This is a genomic window from Micromonospora endophytica (assembly GCF_003236305.1).
Classification (GTDB): Bacteria; Actinomycetota; Actinomycetes; order Mycobacteriales; family Micromonosporaceae; genus Micromonospora; species Micromonospora endophytica.
This window is the reverse complement of the sequence record NZ_POTX01000114.1, coordinates 1-18,569: the sequence shown is the minus strand read 5'-3', so window position 1 is coordinate 18,569 and position 18,569 is coordinate 1. Positions and strand designations below refer to the sequence as shown.

Below are 18,569 nucleotides of genomic sequence, written 5' to 3'. Positions count from 1 at the left end.
GGGGGTGGCGGAGCCGGTCAGGACGGTCGCGTGCAGCACCGACAGGCCGTCGGGGCGGGCCAGCACCGGGTTCAGCGTCAGGGCACGCACCCGGGGCTGCTCGTCGGCGAGTTGACCGACCCGCAGCAGTAGGTCGGCCAGGGCCTGCCGGTCGACCGGGGCGGCACCGCGATGACCGCGCAACAGCGGGGCCGCCCGGGGCGCGTCCACCAGCTCGGCGGCGTCCCGGTCGGTCAACGGCACCGCCCGCCAGGCCCGGTCACCGAGCAGTTCGGTGGCCACCCCACCGAGACCGAAACCGACCACCGGACCGAACGCCGGATCCTCGACCAGCTCCACCACGCACGCCACCCCGGGCGCAACCATCGGCTGCACCAGCACCTCCGCGCCGAACGTCGCCGCCAGCTCCGCGTACGTGCGGCGTACCGCGACGGCGTCGGGCAGGTCGAGCCGGACCGCGCCGAGGTCGAGCCGGTGCCGCAGCCCGGCGGCAGCTACCTTGAGCGCCACCGGATACCCGAACCGGGATGCCGCCTCGACGGCCTCCTCGGCCGAGCCCACCGACGCCGAGGCCACCACGTCGATGCCGTACGCACCGAGCAGCGCCGTCGCATCGGCCCCGTCCGTCCGTAACGCTGCCTGCGTCGCCACGCGGTCCACGTCGGGCAGCTCGGGCAGGATCCCCGGCGGCCGGCGCAGCCAGTCGGCGTACGCGGTGACCCGGCCGAGCGCCCGGACCGCCTCCTCCACACTCGGATAGGCGGGGATACCCGCCGGCGCCCTTCCGGCCAGGAAGGTCGCCACCGCCGGTTTCGCGGTGGTCAACGCGGTGGGCAGGGCACCTGTGAGATCGGCCTCGGTGCCGGTGAACTGGCCGGGCAGCGGCGGCGCGAAGAGCGCCACCAGGGCATCGACGCCGTCGTCGGCGGTGGCCACGGCCAACGCCTCGGCGAACTCGGCGGCACTGGCCCGGGGCCCGACGTCGCGGGGGTAGCCGGTCGCCACGGTGAGCCCCTGAGCCGCGCAGGCGGTCGCTGCCAGCCCGGTCAACGCCGAGGAGTTGCCGACGACGCCCACCCGGTTGCCGGCCGGCAGCGGCTGGTTGGCCAGCAGCACGCCGACATCGAGCAGCTCGGCGACGGTGTCCACCCGGATCACCCCGGACTGCGCGAACAACGCGCTCACCGCTGTGGCGTCCGGGCCGACGAAGGTGCCGACACCGGGCGGGCGGGCCGGCGAAGCGAGCGCCACCACCGGCTTGTCCCGGCCGATGCGCCGGGCCAGGCGGGCGAACTTGCGCGGGTTGCCGAAGGTCTCCAGGTACAACATGATCACGTCGGTCGCCGGGTCGTCCTGCCAGTACTGCAACAGGTCGTTGCCGGAGACGTCGGCCCGGTTACCGGCCGAGACGAAGCTGGACAGGCCGAGCCCACGCCGGTCGGCCTCGGCCAGCAGCGCCACCCCGAACGCACCGGACTGGCTGAAGATGCCGACCCGGCCGGGTGCCGGCAGCCGCGGGGCGAGGGTCGCGTTGAGGCGTACCGCCGGGTCGGTGTTCGCCACCCCCAGACAGTTCGGGCCGATCACCCGCATGCCCGCCGCGTGGGCCGCGCGCACCAGCGCCCGCTGTGCCGCCGCGCCCTCGGTACCCGCCTCCGCGAAACCCGCGGAGATGACCACCAGGCCGTGCACCCCGGCCGCGGCAGCATCGGCTACCACCTCCGGCGTCGACTCCGGCGCCACCGCCACCACCGCCAGGTCGACCGGCAGCCCCGCGTCGGCCGCCGACGGGTACGCGGGCAGCCCCGCAACCCGGGAGGCGGTCGGATGCACCGGCACCACCGCACCGGTGAACCCGCCGTCGCGCAGGTGCCCGAGCACCGCCGCGCCCACGCCCTGACCGGTGGCGCTGGCACCGTAGACGGCGACGCCACGCGGAGCGAGCAGCCGGGCCATCGAGCGTGCCTCGGTGCGTTGCTCCCGTCCACGCTGCACCGCCAGGGTGGCGTCGGTGGGGGCGATCGGGAAGGTCAGGTGCACCACACCGTCGGCGAACTGCCGTTGGAGTTGGTACCCGAAGTCGGCGAAGACCCGCAGCATCGGGCCGTTGGCCGGCAGCACCTCGGCGACGAAGTTGACGATCCCGAACCGCGTGGCGGCGTCGGCGAGGTGCTCCAGCAGCACCGACCCGATGCCCCGTCCCTGGTAGGCGTCCTCCACCACGAAAGCCACCTCGGCGTCGGGTGCGGCCGGGCCGAGCCGCTCGTACCTGCCGACGGCGACGATCCGGTCGCCGGCCAACACCACGAACGCCTCCCGGTCGGCATGGTCGACGTTGACGAACCGCTGGAGGTCGCGCTCGGGGATGCGCGGGTACGGCGAGAAGTAGCGCAGATAGCGGGTGCGCTCGGAGAACCGGGAGTGCATCGCCACGATCGCTGCCGCGTCCGAGGGACGGATCTGTCGCAACTGGACCGTGCTGCCGTCGCTGAGCAGCACGTCCACGGCCTGTTCGATTGTGGTCACCTCGGACGGCCCTCCCCTGGCCGGCTCAGTCGCGGGGATCGTGCGGATCGAGGCCAAGCAGCGGAAAGACCGCCTTGCGGGTCGCGGCGATCGCCCGGTCCACCGGATTGGGCTCACCGGTGGGCTGCCACGGTTCGTGCCCGGGGTCGACGTCGTCGGTCATCCGTACCGGCACGTCGAAACCGGGACGACGGGCCGCGGCCAGCGCACGCCAGGCCGGCGGGGTCAGCGTGGCCGGCTCCAGCGGCGCTCCGGTGGCCACCGCCAGCAGATGGGTCCAGGCCCGGGGCACCACCTCCACCAGCGCGTACCCGCCGCCGCCGGTGGCCACCCAACGGCCCTCGCACAACTCGTCGGCGAGCGCCCGCAACGCCAGGTAGGTGGCCCGCTGACCGTCGACCGAGAGATGCAGGTCGGCGAGCGGATCCTTGCGGTGGGCGTCCGCGCCGCACTGACTGAACAGCACCTGCGGGCGGAACGCGCGCAGCACCGACGGCACGATCGCGTGGAAGGCGCGCTGCCAGCCGGCGTCCTCCACCCCGGGCGGCAGCGCGACGTTCACCGCGGTGCCCGCGGCACCCGGACCACCGGTCTCGTCCGGGAAGCCGGTGCCCGGGAACAACGCGAGCGGGGTCTCGTGCAGGCTGATCGTCAGCACCCGGGGGTCGTCCCAGAAGATCTGCTGCACCCCGTCGCCGTGGTGCACGTCGACGTCGACGTACGCGATCCGCTCCGCGCCCAGATCGAGCAGTCGGGCGATGGCCACCGCCGGGTCGTTGTAGACGCAGAACCCGGCGGCCCGCGCCGGCATGGCGTGGTGCAGGCCGCCGGCCACGTTCACCGCGCGGCGCGCCTCACCCCGCCACACCGCCTCGGCGGCGGCCACCGTCGCACCGGCGACGAGCGCGCTGGACTCGTGCATCCCGTCGAAGACCGGATTGTCGGAGGTGCCCAGCCCGAAGCCGGCGAAGAGCGGATCACGCGGCGCGATCCGCACCGCGTCCAGATAACGCGGGTCGTGCACCCGGGTCAGCAGCGCCTCGTCGGCCGGCGTGGGCCGGATCAGGCGTACCCCGGGTCGTTGCAGGATGCCGAGTTCCCGGGCGAGCGCGATGGTCAGCTCCACCCGCACCGGATCGAGCGGGTGATCACCGAGATCGTAGGCGAGCAGCGACTCGTCCCACACCACCACCGTGTCGTCGGACATCTGCCCATGGTCGCACGGCGTCCGCCGGGTGGCCCGTCAGCCGCCCAGCCTGTCGATCCGCGCCCCGCCGACCCACCGTGCCCGGGTCACGACCGGGCCACCGGACGCTGCGGGTCGGCGACCCAGTTGCTCCAGGAGCCGACATAGAGCGCGGCGTCCGCGCGACCCGCGAGGTGCAGCGCCAGCACGGCCTGCGCGGCGGTCACCCCGGAGCCGCAGTACGCCCCGACCGGTGCGCCGTCGACCACCCCGGCGGCGGCGAACCGGTCGCGCAGCACCTCGGCGGCGGGAAAGCGGCCGTCGGTGACGTACCCGGACGCCGGCAGGTTCACCGCCCCGGGCACGTGGCCGGCGACCGGATCGACGGGTTCGTGTTCGCCCCGGTACCGGGGTGCGGCGCGGACGTCGAGCAGCACCCCGTCGCCGGTCGCCAGCCGGGCGGCGGCGGTGGCGTCGAGCACCGGCAGGGCACCCGGCCGGACCGTGACGTCCCCCTCGGCCGGGGTCGGCACCTCGGTGCTGACGGGCAGGCCGGCGGCGAGCCAGGCCGGGTAGCCGCCGTGCAGCAGCCGGACCTGAGGATGCCCCGCCCAGCGCAACGTCCACCAGGCGCGGGCGGCGGACATGCCGTCGCCGCCGTCGTACACCACCACCGGGTGACCGGCGCGAACCCCGGCGGCCCGCAGCGCGCCCTGCAACGCGGCCGGGGCGGGCAGCGGATGCCGGCCCTCGGGGCCGGGCGGGCCGCACCACGCGGTGTCCAGATCGACGAAGCTCGCGCCCGGCAGGTGGCCCGCCGCGTAGTCGTCGCGGCCCGGCGGGCCGACCAGTCGCCACCGCACGTCGAGCAGGGTGGGCGGGTCGGCCGCGTCGAGTTCGGCGGCGAGCCGCCCGGCCTCTACCAGAAGCTCCTCGGTACCGGACATGACGCCCAGTCAACACCATGCGACACCGGGGTGGTTCGACGACTGTCGTTCGAGGTGCGGCAGGGTACCATCGATCACCGGAGGGCCGCTGACACCATGAAGTCTCACGATCTGGTCGATACGACCGAGATGTACCTTCGCACGATCCTCGAACTCGAGGAGGAGGGCGTGCCGCCGTTGCGCGCCCGGATCGCCGAACGGTTGCGCCAGAGCGGCCCCACCGTCAGCCAGACCGTCGCCCGGATGGAACGCGACGGCCTGCTCACGGTCGAGGGTGACAGGCACCTCAGCCTCACCCCGCTGGGCCGCGACACGGCCGTGTCGGTGATGCGCAAACACCGGCTCGCCGAGCTGCTGCTGGTCAACGTGATCGGGATGCCCTACGAGGAGGCCCACGAGGAGGCCTGCCGCTGGGAGCACGTGATGAGCGACGCGGTCGAGAAGCGGGTCTACGACCTGCTCAACCGGCCGACCCGGTCGCCGTACGGCAACCCCATCCCGGGGCTGGAGGCGCTCGGCTCCCCCGGCCGGGCCGAGCCCGAGTCCGCCGACGGCGAGCGCAACCTGGCCTTCCCCGGGCTGACCGGCACGGTGATCGTGCGGCGGATCTGCGAGAGCGTGCAGACCGACGCGGAGGTGCTGCGGCAGCTGCACGCCGCCGGCGTCGACCCCGGCGCCACGGTGACGGTGGCGCAGGAACGCGACGGGGTGTCCATCGACCGCTCCGGGGAGAGCGTCCGGCTGCCCCGCGAGGTCGCCTCCCGGGTCTTCGTCGCCGCCGCCTGACTGGAGGCGCTCAGGTCACGTACGGGCAGTGCCGACAGCCTCGCCCGCAGCAGGTGCCGCGACGGGCGAGGAAGCCGGCGGTGAGCACGAACAGTCCGGTGGCCGGATCGAGATAGCCGGCCTCCTCGGCGGCCAGGGCGGCGGCGTGCGCGGCGAGGATCCGGGCCCGGTCCGGATGCCCGGCCGGCAACCGGGACGGATGCGGCTCGGTCAGGGGCCGCGCCGCCAGGGGCCTGCGCTCTGCGCTCACCCGCGGCAGCCTAGAAAATTCCGCTGCCGGTGTCGATTCGCGCTGGCCCGGGTCGTCGGTTGGGCAGAGGATGAACAGCGATCCGAGGAGGAGCCCACCATGGCCCAGTACGCAGTCCTGATCTACTCGCCGGCACCGGCCGACCCGATGGACCTCACCCCCGACTACATCGCCCTGCTGGAGCGGTACCCCGCACAGGTCGCGGAATTGGGCGGGCAGATCGTCACCGGCTTCGCGTTGCAGCCGAGCATCACGGCCACCGCCGTCCGCGGCGACCTCGTCACCGACGGCCCGTTCATCGAGGCCAAGGAGGTCGTCGCCGGATTCTTCGTGCTGGAGGCACCCGACCTGGACGTCGCCCTGAAGATCGCCAAGCTCAACCCGGCCACCATCCACGGTGGAGTGGAAGTCCGGCCGCTGTTCGTGCCACCGGCCGAGTGACGGACCGCGACGAGGTCGAGCACGCCGTCGCCGACGCGCATCGGCGCGAGTGGGCGTTTGTGCTCGCCGCCACCGCACGCGTCGCCGGTGACTTCGACCTCGCCGAGGAGTGCGTCCAGGAGGCGTACGTCGCCGCGCTGGGCGCGTGGGCCCGCGACGGCGTACCGGACCGGCCCGGTGCCTGGCTCACCGCGACCGCCCGGCGCAAGGCCCTCGACGTACTGCGCCGCCGGCAGGTGCTCCGCGCGAAACTGCCGCTGCTGCTGGAGCCGGACGAGACCGAGTTCGAGATGCCGGACGAGGTCGCCGTACCCGACGACCGACTCCGTCTGATCTTCACCTGCTGTCACCCGGCGCTCGCCCGGGACGCCCAGGTGGCGCTCACCCTGCGCCTCGTCTGCGGGGTGAGCACCGGCGACATCGCCCGCGCCTTCCTGGTCTCCGAGCCCACCATGGCGGCGCGGGTCACCCGGGCCAAGAAGAAGATCGCCGCAGCCCGGATCCCCTACCGGGTGCCGGAGTCCGCCGAGTTGCCCGAGCGACTGGACGCCGTGCTCACCGTCGTACACCTGCTGCTCACCACCGGTCACACCGCGCCCTCCGGCACCGACCTGGTCCGCGCCGACCTGGTGGACCGGGCGCTGCACCTGGCCCGGATGCTGCTGGCCCTGATGCCCGACGAACCGGAGGTACGCGGGCTGCTCGCCCTGCTGCTGCTCACCAACGCCCGGCGGGCCACCCGCACCGACAGCCAGGGACGGCTGCTCCGGCTCGAAGACCAGGACCGTTCCGCCTGGGACCGGGCCACCATCGACGAGGGCCGCCGCCTGGTGGTCGAGGCGTTCCGCACCGGGCGCGTCGGCAGGTACGCGCTCCAGGCCGCCATCGCCTCGCTGCACGCCCTGGCACCCAGCTACGACGCGACCGACTGGCCACAGATCGTCCGGCTCTACGACGCGCTGCTGGGCTGCTGGCCGTCGCCGGTCGTCGCGCTCAACCGCGCAGTGGCGGTGTCGATGGTGGACGGCCCCGAGGCGGCGCTCACCGAAGTCGACACCCTGGCCCAGGACCCCCGCCTGGCCGGCTACCACTACCTCCCGGCGATCCGCGCCGACCTGCTCCGCCGCCTCGACCGCCCCGCCGAGGCCGCCGAGGCGTACCGCGCCGCCCTGGCCCTGGTCGACAACGACGCCGAACGCACCCACCTCACCACCCGGCTCGCCACCCTTTCCACCCCGTAGACAACGGCAGCGACCCCCGGGCGGGTGATCCGGCCGGGGGTCGCTGGGGGAACTGTGCGATCAGCTGCAACCGCTGGTGGAGCCGCAGCCCTCGCAGACGTAGCAGCTACCGGCCGGGCGCATCTTCGTACCGCAGGTGAAGCAGAGCGGTGCGTCGGCGGCCTTGCCGATCACGGCCTCCAGCAGCTCCGTGCTGGAGCCGACCGACGGTGCCGGCTTGGCGGCGGCGACGTCGGCCAGTTCCTGGGCCGGCTGGGCGACCGGGCCGACCTTCGGCTCCTCCGGCTTGGTCTCCACGGGGGCCGAGGCGGCCATGGCGGTGAGGTCCGTGCCGTTCGCCTCCGCCTCAGCCTCGGCCGCCAACTGGGCGGCCCGCTCCTTGGCGGTGAAGATGCCCAGCTCGGCACGGCGCTCATAGGGCAGGAAGTCCAGCGCCAAGCGACGGAAGATGTAGTCCATCACCGAAGCGGCCATCCGCACGTCCGGGTCGTCGGTCATCCCGGCCGGCTCGAAGCGCATGTTAGTGAACTTGCTGACGTACGTCTCCAACGGCACGCCGTACTGGAGACCGATGGAGATGGCCACCGAGAAGGCGTCCATCACCCCGGCCAGGGTCGAGCCCTGCTTGGACATTTTGAGGAAAACCTCGCCGAGACCGTCGTCCGGGTACGACGAGGCGGTGAGGTAACCCTCGGCCCCACCGACCGAGAAGGAGATGGTCTCCGACGGCCGCTTCTTCGGCAGCCGCTTGCGCACCGGGCGGTACTCGACGACCTTCTCCACCACCGGCGCGACGGCCGCCGGAGTGGCCTCGGGCTCGACGGCCTTCTTCTTCGCCGCCGACAGCGGCTGGCCGACCTTGCAGTTGTCCCGGTAGATCGCCAGCGCCTTGAGGCCGAGCTTCCAGCCCTCGAAGTAGATCTTCTCGACGTCCTCGACGGTGGCCTGCTCCGGCATGTTGACCGTCTTGGAGATGGCACCGGAGATGAACGGCTGGACCGCCGCCATCATCCGGACGTGCCCCATCGGCGCGATGGACCGCTCACCCATGGCGCAGTCGAAGACCGGGTAGTGCTCCGGCTTGAGACCGGGGGCGTCCACCACGTGCCCCTGATCGGCGATGTGCTCGACGATCGCCTCGACCTGCTCCTCGGGGTAGCCGAGGCTGCGCAGAGCGCGCGGCACGGTCTGGTTGACGATCTGCATCGAGCCGCCGCCGACCAGCTTCTTGAACTTGACGAGCGCCAGGTCCGGCTCGACACCCGTGGTGTCGCAGTCCATCATCAGGCCGATGGTGTTGTGGCTGACGAATCCACCCGCGACGTACGTGACGTTCTCCGGCACGGACAGGTCGTAGGTCGGCTGGATGCCGCCGTCCTCGTTCGCCGCCACCGTCTCGAAGAGGTAGCCGAGCGCGTGAGCGAGCCGGTCGTCACCGGTCTCGGCGAAGATCCGCATCGCCACCCCCCGGGCCACTCCCCCGGTCCTGCGCAGCGACTGGGTGAGCGTGTCGCGCAGCTCGTGCCCGGCCGGCACGAGCAGGTCCCACAGCGCCCGGGGCAGGTGGATGCGGTCCCGGTTGCCGGTCTGCGTCGGCTCGACGACAAGCAGCTGGGCCTTGCGCTCACCGATGAAGCCGATCACCTCGTCGAACGCCAGGGCGTGCTCCATGTTGCGCAGCCGGACCTGCCACACGGTCGAGCCCATGCCGCTCGTCGTCTGCCGGGTGGTGGTGGCCATCCCGAGCGTGAGCAGCAGCGTACGAACCTCGGCGGCGAAGGATTCGGTCGCGGTCGAGACCGATGGCACACCCTCGATGACCGTCCCGTCAGCCTCGAAGAGACCGCGCAGGAACGCCGCGTAGACGGCGGCGTCGTTGGTCTCCAGGATCGCCGACGGCACCCGGGGCGACCAGCCCTTGCCGACGTGGTCGACGTGCGGCAGCGTCTTGGCGAACCCGGCCGCCTGCCACCAGCGGGCCAGCCGCACCGACGCGAGCGTCACCTCGTGGTAGCCGGTCTGCGCGGTGACCACCGGCTCCAGGCCGAAGAGGCCCTTGCCGAGCACCCGGAGCCGCTCGACGACGTCCAGGTCGGCGTCGGCGACGCAGAACCGGATGCCCTTGGCGTGCAGGCTGCCGTCACCCATGAAGTAGCCGACCAGCTCGGCGAGATCCGCGTCGATGTGGTCGGGCACGTACAGCCGGCGGTCGCCCGCGTAGTACGCCTGGTCGAGCACGGGCAGCGGCACCCGACGCGGCTCGCCGACGAGCGTGCCGAGCTGGATCGGCACCAGGTCGCTCGGGGCCACGTCGGCCATCCGCTTCCAGACCCACTCCCCGGACTGCGGGTCGACGACCTTGATCCGGTGAGCGAGGGTGCCCTGGATCGCGTAGCCACCGTCGGTGACCACCCGTCGGGTCGGCTCCTCGCCGTTGATGAAGAACTTCGTCGCCCGGCGGGCACCCTCGTCGGTGGAAACCTGCATGTCCAGGTCCTGCCAGCGGTCGCCGTACCGGTCGCCGATCTCACCCAGCCGCATCAGGCCCCGGTCGGTGGTGACCATCGTGTCCGAGGTCAGGCAGCCGGTGGGCGCGAGCACTGCGGCTTGGGAATTGCGCCAGCCGAACTTGTCGCCGATCTTGTTGCCCTGGGTCCACTGCTTGGTGGCCTCACGGAGCACGGCGGTGGCGACCGGGGCGGACACCTTGATCTGGTCGTTGGCAGCGGCGTGCTTGCGCATCACCCGCTTGTGCGGCTCGGCGTTGCGGGCGTAGCCGTCGTACGCGCCGACGATGCCGGCCAACTCGGCCGAACGGCGGTACGCGGTGCCGGTCATCAGCGACGTGATCGCCGCTGCGAGGGACCGCCCCTGCTCCGAGTCGTACGGCAGGCCGGAGGCCATCAGCAGGGCACCGAGGTTGGCGTACCCGATGCCGAGCTGCCGGTAGGCCCGGGTGGTCTCGCCGATCTTCTCGGTCGGGAAATCGGCGAAGCAGATCGAGATGTCCATCGCGGTGATGACGAACTCGACCGACTTGACGAACTTCTCCACCTCGAAGCCACCGTCGGCGCGGAGGAACTTCATCAGGTTCAGCGAGGCCAGGTTGCAGGACGAGTTGTCCAGGTGCAGGTACTCCGAGCACGGGTTCGACGCGGTGATCCGGCCGGTCTCCGGGCAGGTGTGCCAGTCGTTGATGGTGTCGTCGTACTGCAGACCCGGGTCCGCGCACTCCCAGGCCGCCTGGGAGATGGTGCGGAACAGCTTCTTCGCGTCGATCGTCTCGATGGTCTGACCGTCGAGCCGGCCGAGCAGGTCGAAGCCACCGCCGTTCTCCACCGCCGTCATGAACTCGTCGGAGACCCGGACCGAGTTGTTGGCGTTCTGGTACTGCACGCTGACGATGTCACTGCCGCCCAGGTCCATGTCGAACCCGGCGTCACGCAGCGCGCGGATCTTGTCCTCCTCGCGCGCCTTGGTGACCACGAACTCCTCGATGTCGGGGTGGTCGACGTCGAGAATGACCATCTTGGCCGCACGCCGGGTGGCGCCACCGGACTTGATGGTGCCGGCGCTGGCGTCCGCGCCACGCATGAAGCTGACCGGGCCGGAGGCGGTGCCGCCGGAGGAGAGCAGCTCCCGGGAGGAGCGGATCCGGGAGAGGTTCACCCCGGAGCCGGAGCCGCCCTTGAAGATCAGCCCCTCCTCCTTGTACCAGTCGAGGATCGAATCCATCGAATCATCCACAGAAAGGATGAAACACGCACTGACCTGCGCGGGTGAGGGCGTGCCGACGTTGAACCAGACCGGCGAGTTGAAGCTGAAGACCTGGTGCAGCAGCATCCAGGTGAGCTCGTGGGCGAAGATCTCGGCGTCGGCCGGGGAGGCGAAGTAGCCGTACTCCTCACCGGCGGTGCGGTAGGTGGTGACCACCCGGTCGATCAGCTGCCGCAGCGACCACTCCCGCTCCGGGGTCCCCACCGCGCCCCGGAAGTACTTGGTGGTCACGATGTTGGCCGCGTTGACGCTCCAACTCTGCGGGAACTCCACCCCGCGCTGCTCGAAGTTGATCGAGCCGTCCCGCCAGTTGGTCATCACGACGTCGCGTCGCTCCCAGGCGACCTCGTCGTACGGGTGCACCCCCTCGGTGGTCCAGACCCGCTCGACCTTGAGGCCCGCGCCCGCCTTGCTTCGTGACCTGCTTGTCGTCACACCGTCCCCCGGCATCTCATCCGCCCCCTCGTCCACGCGGCCACCCCGCGCGATCGACTGTCACTACTGCTGAAGAAAGTTCACTGCGCGGAGCCGGCGGCGCTGGCCGTCTCGGCTCCCGCGCCCTGCCGGGCGCGCGCGGCGGCCCGCAACGTCTCGATCTCCCGCTCGAAGTCGGCGAGCGAGTCGAACGACCGGTAGACGCTGGCGAACCGCAGGTAGGCGACCTCGTCCAGGTCCCGTAGCGGACCCAGGATGGCCAGCCCCACCTCGTGGCTGGGGATCTCGGCGGCCCCCTTGGCCCGGACGGTCTCCTCGACCCGCTGCGCCAGCAGCGCGATCGAGTCCTCGTCGACCGGCCGGCCCTGGCACGCCTTGCGCACCCCGCCGATGATCTTCGTACGACTGAACGGTTCGGTCACCCCGCTGCGCTTGACCACCGCCAGCACCGCCTCCTCGACGGTGGTGAACCGTTTGCCACACTCCGTGCAGGAGCGCCGCCGGCGGATCAGCTGACCGTCGTCGGCCTCCCGCGAGTCGACGACGCGGGAGTCGGCATGCCGGCAGTACGGACACCGCAACGCCCGACCTCCTCGATCGACACGGGACGCCCCGACCGACTCCGGGCACGCGTCAGCGCGGCGGAACCATCCCCGTAGGATGGCCGCCGGGCCTGCGATGCGGGAGTGCGGTCGGTAGTCGAACCCAACCTGTAGGCGACTTACGCCTTTGTTACTACTACATCTAGGGGTTGACCGTAGGCCGCCCGCGATCCGTGGTCAAGTTGGCGGCGCGTCCGGCGCGTCACCCGACAGCCACCCGCTCCGCCTCCCGCTCCCCCTCCCGACGCGACCCGAGGGCCCAACGCGCGGCGGCGACGACGGTTACCGTCCACCCGGCCAGGTTCGGTCGACGATCGGGACGGGATCGAACACCCGTTCGACCAGACGTACCATTTACCAGAACAGGCGTACGACTGTCGCGCCTTTCCGGTCCGACACGCCGAGCCAGGTCGTACAGATGTTTGAAAATGACCGATCTCACCTATACGGTCAGGAACAGCCGGAGGTGACCATGGTCGACCGCCGGCCGCACCATCTCCGCACGCACCACGAGCCGCCGAGGCACCTCAGCGCCGACCAGGGAGGACGGACGTGACCGAGGACCGGGCCACCCGGCCACAGAGCCCGCAACAGAGCACCGAGGCGGGCCCGCCGGCCGCCCGCCGTCGTGGCGCCGCCCGCGCGCGGACCGGGCAGCCCGCCCTGCGTCCGGTGACGCCGGTGACCAGCACCTTCCCCGACCCGGCGACGGTCGACCTGACCGCCCGGCAGCGGCGCATCCTCGACTTCATCCGCACCTGGGTGGAGCGGCACGGTTACCCGCCGAGCGTCCGCGAGATCGGTGAGGCGGTGGGGCTGGTCTCGCCGTCCAGCGTCGCCTACCAGCTCAAGGAGCTGGAGAAGAAGGGCTTCCTGCGGCGCGACCCGAACCGTCCACGGGCCGTGGACGTCCGCTCGCCCAGCGACGTCGACGACGAGCTGACCCGCGCCCAGCGACCCACCCCGGCGTACGTGCCGATGCTCGGTCGGATCGCCGCCGGTGGGCCGATCCTCGCCGAGCAGTCGATGGAGGACGTCTTTCCGCTGCCCCGGGAGCTGGTCGGCGAGGGCGAGGTCTTCATGCTCCAGGTCAAGGGCGACTCGATGCTCGACGCGGCGATCTGCGACGGCGACTGGGTGGTGGTCCGGCAGCAGCCGACCGCGGACTCCGGCGAGATCGTCGCCGCCATGCTCGACGGCGAGGCGACCGTGAAGACCTACCGCAGGCGGGACGGCCATGTCTGGCTGATGCCGCAGAACCCGGCCTTCGATCCGATTCCCGGCGACGACGCCACCATCATGGGTCGGGTCGTCGCCGTGCTGCGCCGCATCTGACCGTCCCGCGCGACCGGTACCGACCCCCGGGTCAGTACCGGTCGCCGTGGTAGCCGTAGTTGCCGTGTGGCTGCTGACCGTACGGCTCGGCGTCGTCCTCGCGGTAGCGACCCGGGCGCCGGCCCCGCTGATCGGGCTCGACGGCGCCACCACCGCGCCGGGGCGGCTCGGCCCGGCCCCCGCGAGGCGGTTCCTGGCGGCCACCGCGCGGCGGCTCCGCCCGGGCGCCCCGAGGCGGTTCCTGACGGTTACCGCGGGACGGCTCGGCGCGCCCGCCGCTGGCACGGCCTCCGCCGTAGACCCCACCGCCGGCTGGCCGGCCGTCGCCGGATCGTCCACCGTACCCGGGAACGCCTTCGGCAGGTCGGCCACTGCCGCCGGGAGAACCCTCGGCGGGACGGCCACCACCGCCGTAGACGCCGCCGCCCTGAGCTGGGCGGGCGCTGGCACCGCCGGAACCGGCCCGCCCGCCGTAGACCGGACCCGAGCGGGCCGCGGGCCGCTCGCCGTTGGGCGAGCCGCCGTAGACGTTCGCGCTCTGCGCGCCGCCGTACACCCCGCCGCCCCGGGGGCGATCGGGAGCCGGGCCGGATCCGTCGTCCTTGCCCTTGGGCCCAGGGCCGTCGCCGTCGCGGTCCTTGCTCGGCGGTGCCGGCCGCTTGCGGGCCAGCACGATGCCGAGGATGCCCGCGCCGACCAGGAGCGTGCCGAGCACACCCACGGCGGCGATCAGGTACGTGATGTCGTCGAGGGTCAACCCGTCGATGAACGACTGGCCGGCGGACTTCTTGGCCGCGTCCGGATCCTCGGCCAGGTTCTTCGGCCCCTCGCTGGACGGGGTGTAGCTGAGGATGTCGACCGGGTCGTCGTCCTCCAGGTGCCCCGCGTCGGAGACGGTCAGGAAGGTCTTGCCGTCGGTCGAGTATGCGATCGCCTCGCCGAACGGGTCGTCAAGCGCCGTCACCCGCGGCGTGGTGGTGGTCAGCGCCGCCACGATGTCGCCGTTGGCGACGTCGTACTCGAAGGCGTCGGCGTACGTGCGCAGCGCCACCCGGGATCCGTCCGGGGACCGGGCGGCGCCGGTGATGGCGACGCGGCCGAAGGTGCTGAGCGGGTTCTCGGTGTCGGTTTTCGGCAGCTCGATGTCACCGAGCTTCTTCATCGGCACCGGTTCGGTGTCGCCGCTCTTCAGTCGACCGTCCGGGGTGAAGATCTCCGCCTTGCCGGCGGTGACCTTCGTGATGATCAGCGGCAGGTTGTCGTCGCCGATCAGCAGTGCCTCGGCGTCGCGCGGTTTGCCGTCGGGATACGACATGCGGTGCAGCGTCGGCTGCTTGCTGCCGTTGACCGGCATGCTCCAGACCGCCACCCGCTCCCGGCGCTGCCGGCTGGTGACGTTGTCGCCGGTGTCGGCGATCCACAGCGTCTTGCCGTCCGGCGAAAGGGCGAGATCCTCGGTGTCCAGCGGACCGCCCCCGGAATAGGGAACGGCGTTGGTGACCGCGCAGTCCTTGTTCAGGTAGAAGACCTGCTTGCGGTCCTCCTGATCGGTGCTGTCGTTGATGACGATGTAGCCGTTCTTGGTCACCACCAGGCCGGACAGCTCACGCAGTCGCGGGTCCGTGACGGCACACTGCTTCTTGGGGGCCGCCGCCAGCGGTGCCGCCACCCCGGCCGGCAGACCCGGACCGGTCAGTGGCACTCCCCGTCCCGCCAGCGCAACCCCGGTCTTCGCCGGTGGCGCCACCACCACGCCGGTCGTTCCCGCCGCAGGTGGCGGGGCCGCCACCGCGGCGCCGGCCAATGTCACGGTGCCCCCGAGCAGGCCGAGGGCAACCGTGACCAAGGAAACAGTGCGGTGCATGAAAGAAGTGTCGCATGCCGCCGGTTTCCGCCGGGTGACGCCGACCGGCGGTCACGACGCGCTGGGAACCGGCTCCGGCGCGTCGACGAAGGGGATCAGCTCGGCCGCGAGGGCCTCGTGGACCCGGACGTGCAGCATGGTGCCCTCCGGCAGGTGGGCGGTGCTGAGCACCTCGCCCTGACGGTGCACCCGGGCCACGAGATCGCCCCGGTCGTACGGCACGACCACGCGCACCTCGACGGCCGGGCGGGGCAACCGCCGCTCGATCGCCTCGCGTAGCCCGTCGATGCCGCGCCCGCGGTGCGCGGAGACGAAGACCGCGTCGGGCCAGATCCGCTTGAGCTGGAGCAGGGTCTCCTCGTCGGCCGCGTCGATCTTGTTGACCACCAGCAGCTCCGGCAGCCGGTCGGCACCGACCTCGGAGAGCACTTCCCGCACCGCCCGCACCTGTTCCTGCGGGTCCGGGTGGGTGCCGTCGACCACGTGCACGACCAGGTCCGCCTCGGCGACCTCCTCCAGCGTCGAGCGGAACGCCTCGACGATCTGGTGCGGCAGGTGCCGGACGAAACCGACGGTGTCGGAGAGGGTGTAGACCCGCCCGTCGCCGGTGGTGGAGCGCCGGGTGGTCGGATCGAGGGTGGCGAACAGGGCATCCTCCACCAGCACACCCGCGCCGGTCAGCCGGTTGAGCAGGCTCGACTTGCCGGCGTTGGTGTAGCCGGCGATGGCCACCGCGGGCACCGAGTTGCGGCTGCGGCGGGCCCGCTTGGTCTCGCGTACCGTCCGCATGGCCTTGATCTCCCGGCGTAGCCGGGAGATGCGGTGGCGGATGCGCCGCCGGTCGGTCTCCAGCTTGGTCTCACCGGGGCCACGCACACCGACGCCACCGCCGGCGCCACCGCCACGGCCCGACCCACCGGTCTGCCGGGACAGCGTCTCGCCCCAACCGCGCAGCCGGGGCAGCAGGTATTCGAGCTGAGCCAGCTCGACCTGGGCCCGGCCTTCCTTGCTCTTGGCGTGCTGGGCGAAGATGTCGAGGATCAACGCGGTGCGGTCCACCACCTTGACCTTGGTGCGCTGCTCCAGGTTGCGCAGCTGCGACGGGGACAGCTCACCGTCACAGATCACGGTGTCGGCGCCGGCGGCGCTGACCACGGAGCTGAGGTCGTCGACCTTGCCGCGACCGATGTAGGTCGCCGGGTCGGGCCGGTCGCGCCGCTGGATGAGTCCTTCGAGCACCTGCGAGCCGGCGGTCTCCGCCAGCGCGGCCAGTTCGGTGAGGGAGTTCTCCGCGTCGGCCTGGGTGCCCTCGGTCCAGACACCGACCAGGACCACCCGCTCCAGCCGGAGTTGGCGGTATTCAACCTCGGTGACGTCGGTCAGCTCGGTGGAGAGGCCGGGGACCCGTCGCAGTGCCTGCCGCTCGGAGAGCTCGTAATCGCCGGTGGTGGTGGTCTCGAGCTCGTCGTCGGGGAACGAAACGTAGGTCTCCTGGTCGCGCAAGCGTCTCTCCTGTCCGTTCTGTGCATGTACTGAGCAATCCTGACATGTGTCAACGCCGGGTGCACCTGGTATATGCCCACCGTGTGAACCGACAAAAGCGGGGGCGGATGTCGGCCGCTCCGGCCGGGCGAGTAGAAATGCGGACGAGCCGTTCAGCGCCGACGGAGGGACCTGCGTGGCCACGACCCGACTGCCCAGTGCCGGATTCTCGATCACGATCCGCATCGCCGTGCCCGCCGACGCGTCTTCGATCGGGCGACTCACCACGTCGGTCGGCGAGGCCGGGGCCATCGTCACCGCGCTGGACGTGGTCGACTCCGATCCGACCCACGTGATCGTCGACCTGACCTGCGACACCGCCGACGCCGGCCACGCCGACCAGGTCGTCGACGCGCTGCGGGCGCTGGACGGGGTGGACGTCCGCAAGGTCTCCGACCGCACCTTCCTGCTGCACCTCGGCGGCAAGATCGAGGTCAGCCCGAAGGTGGCGCTGCGCAACCGGGACGAGCTGTCGCGGGCGTACACCCCGGGCGTGGCCCGGGTCTGCCAGGCGATCGCGGACAATCCGGCGGACGCCCGCCGGTTGACCATCAAGCGCAACACCGTCGCCGTGGTCAGCGACGGCTCGGCCGTGCTCGGCCTGGGCAACCTCGGGCCGGCCGCCTCGCTGCCGGTGATGGAGGGCAAGGCGGCGCTCTTCAAGCGCTTCGGCGGGGTGGACGCCTGGCCGGTGGTGCTGGACACCCAGGACACCGACGAGATCGTCGCCATCGTCAAGGCGATCGCGCCCGCGTACGGCGGGATCAACCTGGAGGACATCGCCGCGCCGCGCTGCTTCGAGATCGAGGCCCGGCTGCGCGAGGCGCTGGACATCCCGGTCTTCCACGACGACCAGCACGGCACCGCGATCTGCGTACTCGCCGCGCTGACCAACGCGTTGCGCGTGGTGGGCAAGCAGCTCGCCGACGTGCGGGTGGTGGTCTCCGGAGCCGGCGCGGCGGGCACCGCGATCATGAAGCTGCTGCTGCGCCAGGGCGTCGGCGACATCATCGCGTACGACCGGCAGGGCGCCCTGCACCGCGGCCAGGCCGATCTCAACCCGGCCTGGCAGTGGCTGGCCGAGAACACCAACCGGGACGGCTACTCGGGGAACCTGGCCGGCGCGTTGAACGGTGCGGACGTCTTCATCGGGGTGAGCGCGCCGAACCTGCTCACCGGTGACGACATCGCCACGATGGCCAAGGACGCGATCGTCTTCGCGTTGGCCAACCCGGACCCGGAGGTCGACCCGCGGGAGGCGCGCAAGCACGCCGCAGTGGTCGCCACCGGCCGCTCCGACCAGCCGAACCAGATCAACAACGTGCTCGCCTTCCCGGGTGTCTTCCGGGGCATGCTCGACGCGCACGCCGAAGAGTTCACCGAGGAGATGGCGATCGCCGCCGCGCAGGCCATCGCCGACGTGGTGGGCGAAGAGAAGATCAACGCCACGGTCATCGTGCCGAGCGTCTTCGACTCCCGGGTCGCCCCGGCGGTCGCCGCCGCCGTCCGTGCCGCCGCCCTGCACGATGTCGCCCGGGACACCGGAACGGTGGCCGTCGACGTCCCCGGCGGCCGTCTCACCGTCACCGTCACCGACGACTCGTGCTGGCTCTCCGGCCCCGCCCTCCTCGTCGCCA

12 protein-coding genes and 3 pseudogenes are annotated in these 18,569 nt (G+C 71.9%); 5 read left to right on the top strand and 10 right to left on the bottom strand.

What is annotated here, in order from left to right; translation table 11 throughout:
* From C1I93_RS17360 to C1I93_RS17350, 3 genes are all read right to left on the bottom strand, one after another.
* Window positions 1-2,526: bifunctional acetate--CoA ligase family protein/GNAT family N-acetyltransferase (locus C1I93_RS17360; RefSeq protein ID WP_111244335.1), on the bottom strand; the 2,526-nt coding region annotated here is incomplete at its 3' end.
* Window positions 2,527-2,551: 25 nt separating this feature from the next.
* Window positions 2,552-3,733 carry an acetoin utilization protein AcuC gene (locus C1I93_RS17355; RefSeq protein WP_111244334.1) on the bottom strand — a complete coding sequence of 394 codons (1,182 nt, stop codon included), beginning with the start codon at window positions 3,731-3,733 and terminating at the stop codon, window positions 2,552-2,554.
* A gap of 86 nt (window positions 3,734-3,819) precedes the next feature.
* Entirely contained in the window at window positions 3,820-4,659 is an 840-nt protein-coding gene (locus tag C1I93_RS17350) for a sulfurtransferase (RefSeq protein ID WP_111244333.1), read from the bottom strand.
* 96 nt (window positions 4,660-4,755) lie between these two features.
* On the opposite strand from C1I93_RS17350, the gene C1I93_RS17345 reads away from it, so the two are divergent.
* Window positions 4,756-5,445 carry an iron-dependent transcriptional repressor DtxR gene (locus C1I93_RS17345; RefSeq protein ID WP_111244337.1) on the top strand — a complete coding sequence of 230 codons (690 nt, stop codon included), beginning with the start codon at window positions 4,756-4,758 and terminating at the stop codon, window positions 5,443-5,445.
* A gap of 10 nt (window positions 5,446-5,455) precedes the next feature.
* Here the strand turns inward: C1I93_RS17345 and C1I93_RS17340 are convergent, their stop codons facing one another.
* Window positions 5,456-5,695, bottom strand: a complete 240-nt coding sequence (locus C1I93_RS17340; protein ID WP_111244332.1) for a DUF5522 domain-containing protein — start codon at window positions 5,693-5,695, stop codon at window positions 5,456-5,458.
* Window positions 5,696-5,794: 99 nt separating this feature from the next.
* Between C1I93_RS17340 and C1I93_RS17335 the strand changes: the two genes are divergently transcribed.
* Together C1I93_RS17335 and C1I93_RS17330 are read left to right on the top strand one after the other, a co-directional pair.
* Complete coding sequence (locus tag C1I93_RS17335; RefSeq protein WP_111244331.1) at window positions 5,795-6,136, top strand: YciI family protein; 342 nt, start codon at window positions 5,795-5,797, stop codon at window positions 6,134-6,136.
* Window positions 6,137-6,195: 59 nt separating this feature from the next.
* Window positions 6,196-7,377, top strand: a complete 1,182-nt coding sequence (locus tag C1I93_RS17330) for an RNA polymerase sigma factor (RefSeq protein WP_212808727.1) — start codon at window positions 6,196-6,198, stop codon at window positions 7,375-7,377.
* Between the two features lie 60 nt (window positions 7,378-7,437).
* On the opposite strand, the pseudogene C1I93_RS32955 reads toward C1I93_RS17330, so the two are convergent.
* The 4 genes and pseudogenes from C1I93_RS32955 to nrdR form a co-directional block, all read right to left on the bottom strand.
* Window positions 7,438-8,673, bottom strand: a pseudogene (locus tag C1I93_RS32955) (ribonucleotide reductase barrel domain-containing protein); the annotation flags it as partial.
* Window positions 8,674-8,676: 3 nt separating this feature from the next.
* A pseudogene (locus C1I93_RS32950) lies at window positions 8,677-9,525 on the bottom strand (LAGLIDADG family homing endonuclease); the annotation flags it as partial.
* A 429-nt stretch (window positions 9,526-9,954) separates the two neighbouring features.
* Window positions 9,955-11,604: pseudogene (locus C1I93_RS32945) on the bottom strand (vitamin B12-dependent ribonucleotide reductase); the annotation flags it as partial.
* 65 nt (window positions 11,605-11,669) lie between these two features.
* On the bottom strand, window positions 11,670-12,170 hold the full coding sequence (nrdR, locus tag C1I93_RS17320; protein WP_111244329.1) for a transcriptional regulator NrdR: 501 nt from the start codon (window positions 12,168-12,170) through the stop codon (window positions 11,670-11,672).
* A gap of 573 nt (window positions 12,171-12,743) precedes the next feature.
* On the opposite strand from nrdR, the gene lexA reads away from it, so the two are divergent.
* Window positions 12,744-13,526 carry a transcriptional repressor LexA gene (lexA, locus tag C1I93_RS17315; protein ID WP_111244328.1) on the top strand — a complete coding sequence of 261 codons (783 nt, stop codon included), beginning with the start codon at window positions 12,744-12,746 and terminating at the stop codon, window positions 13,524-13,526.
* A 31-nt stretch (window positions 13,527-13,557) separates the two neighbouring features.
* Here the strand turns inward: lexA and C1I93_RS17310 are convergent, their stop codons facing one another.
* Together C1I93_RS17310 and hflX are read right to left on the bottom strand one after the other, a co-directional pair.
* Entirely contained in the window at window positions 13,558-15,390 is a 1,833-nt protein-coding gene (locus tag C1I93_RS17310; protein WP_111244327.1) for a hypothetical protein, read from the bottom strand.
* A 51-nt stretch (window positions 15,391-15,441) separates the two neighbouring features.
* Window positions 15,442-16,893 carry a GTPase HflX gene (gene hflX / locus C1I93_RS17305; RefSeq protein ID WP_111244326.1) on the bottom strand — a complete coding sequence of 484 codons (1,452 nt, stop codon included), beginning with the start codon at window positions 16,891-16,893 and terminating at the stop codon, window positions 15,442-15,444.
* Between the two features lie 175 nt (window positions 16,894-17,068).
* Between hflX and C1I93_RS17300 the strand changes: the two genes are divergently transcribed.
* Window positions 17,069-18,569 (top strand): NAD-dependent malic enzyme (locus C1I93_RS17300; protein WP_258378303.1); only part of this gene is annotated, 1,501 nt, incomplete at its 3' end.